Origin of the sequence: Aminobacter sp. J44, from assembly GCF_007829415.1 — a bacterium.
Taxonomy (GTDB): Bacteria; Pseudomonadota; Alphaproteobacteria; order Rhizobiales; family Rhizobiaceae; genus Aerobium.
In genome coordinates this window covers 1-1,840 of sequence record NZ_VLJG01000080.1, presented here as the reverse complement: position 1 = coordinate 1,840, position 1,840 = coordinate 1, and the positions used below count along the sequence as shown (strand labels likewise).

2 protein-coding genes are annotated in these 1,840 nt (G+C 65.9%); both read left to right on the top strand.

The features are described from left to right. Window positions 1-1,189, top strand: a 1,189-nt coding sequence (locus tag L610_RS19430; RefSeq protein ID WP_144706998.1) for an IS66 family transposase, incomplete at its 5' end; no start/stop codon positions are given. Continuing rightward, a complete protein-coding gene (locus L610_RS19425; protein ID WP_144706996.1) occupies window positions 1,186-1,803 on the top strand; it encodes a plasmid pRiA4b ORF-3 family protein in 618 nt (205 codons plus the stop codon). The genes L610_RS19430 and L610_RS19425, both read left to right, overlap by 4 nt. Window positions 1,804-1,840 lie beyond the last annotated feature (37 nt).

The window sequence follows — 1,840 nt, the reverse complement described above, 5'->3', positions numbered from 1 at the left end:
CACCGAGACGCTGGAGGTGATCCCGCGCCAGTGGAAGGTGATCCAGACGGTGCGCGAGAAGTTCTCGTGCCGGCAGTGCGAGGCGATCAGCCAGCCGCCGGCGCCGTTCCACGTGACGCCGCGCGGCTTCGCCGGCCCGAACCTGCTTGCCATGGTGCTGTTCGAGAAGTTCGGCCAGCACCAGCCGCTGAACCGGCAGAGTGAGCGCTATGCCCGCGAGGGCGTCGATCTGAGCCTGTCGACGCTGGCCGATCAGGTCGGCGCGTGCGCGGCGGTGCTGCGTCCGCTTCACGCCCTGATCGAAGACCATGTGCTGAAGGCAGAGCGGCTTCACGGCGACGACACCACGGTGCCGATCCTGGCGAAAGGCAAGACGACCACCGGCCGGGCCTGGGTCTATGTCCGCGACGATCGCCCCTTCGGCGGGGCATCACCACCGGCAGCCCTGTTCTACGCATCGCGCGACCGGTCGGGCGATCATCCCGAGCGGCACCTGAGGCAGTTCACCGGCATTCTGCAGGCCGATGCCTATGCCGGCTACAACGGGCTCTACCTCCCCGACCGGAAGCCCGGACCGGTGACGGAGGCTCTCTGCTGGAGCCATGCACGGCGCAAGTTCTTCGTGCTTGCCGACATCGCCGCCAATGCGCGTCGCGGGAAGACCGCGCCGCCGATCTCACCGATCGCCTTCGAGGCCGTCAAACGCATTGATCTGCTATTCGACATTGAGCGCGACATCAACGGACTGCCCACGGAGGAGCGCCTCGCCATCAGGTCGGAGCGGAGCGCGCCGCTGGTCGCCGAGTTGGAAGAGTGGATACGTGACGAGCGGGCCAAGCTGTCGCGTCACGCGCCCACCGCACAGGCTATAGACTACATGCTCAGGCGCTGGAAGGGGTTCAGCCGTTTCCTCGCAGACGGGCGCATCTGCCTGACCAACAATGCAGCCGAGCGGGCGCTGCGCGGTCTCGCCCTCGGCAGAAAGTCCTGGCTCTTCGCCGGCTCCGAACGAGGTGCCGAGCGTGCGGCCGTCATGTATACCCTCATCGGCACGGCAAAGCTCAACGATGTCGACCCGCAGGCTTGGCTCGCCGATGTGCTCGCCCGCATCGCCGATACGCCGCAGGGCCGGCTGAGTGATCTCTTGCCGTGGAACTGGACGGCGCAATCTGCAAGACTGGTGGCATGAGCCACGCCGATCGCATCGCCCGCATCATGATCCAACTCGATGACTGGCAACCCGCCATATGGCGGCGCGCCGAGGTGCCGCTGACGGCAACGCTCAAGGCCTTGCACGACGTCATCCAGGCGGCAATGCCGTTCGACGACTATCACCTGTTCGAGTTCCGCGCCGACGGAAAGCGCTACGCCATTCCCGATCACGAATGGGACAGCCTGCGCGACAGAACCTACTCGGCGAAGACGACGCGGCTCGGAGCGCTGGTCGATCGCGGCATCACGCAACTGGCCTACACCTACGACTTCGGTGACGACTGGCGGCACACGATCACCATCGAGGCAATCGCCGACGCCGATCCCGCTGTCGAGTATCCCCACTACATCGACGGTGCCGGCCGCGCGCCACCCGAAGATGTCGGCGGCATCCCCGGCTTCGAATTGTTCCTCGACGCGATCACCGATTCCAAACACGAGCAGCATCGCGAACTCAAACGCTGGCACGGCCGCCCGTTCGATCCCGCACATGCTGCTGAAGACGAAATCCAGACCCGGATCAAAAAGCTCGCCAGACGCCGCGCTCTCGGCAAGGCCGGCTTCGAGAAAAGCCGCAGTCAGGCGCGCTGATGATCCGAGGCGGCTGCGGTCCTCGCCGGAGGCTTAC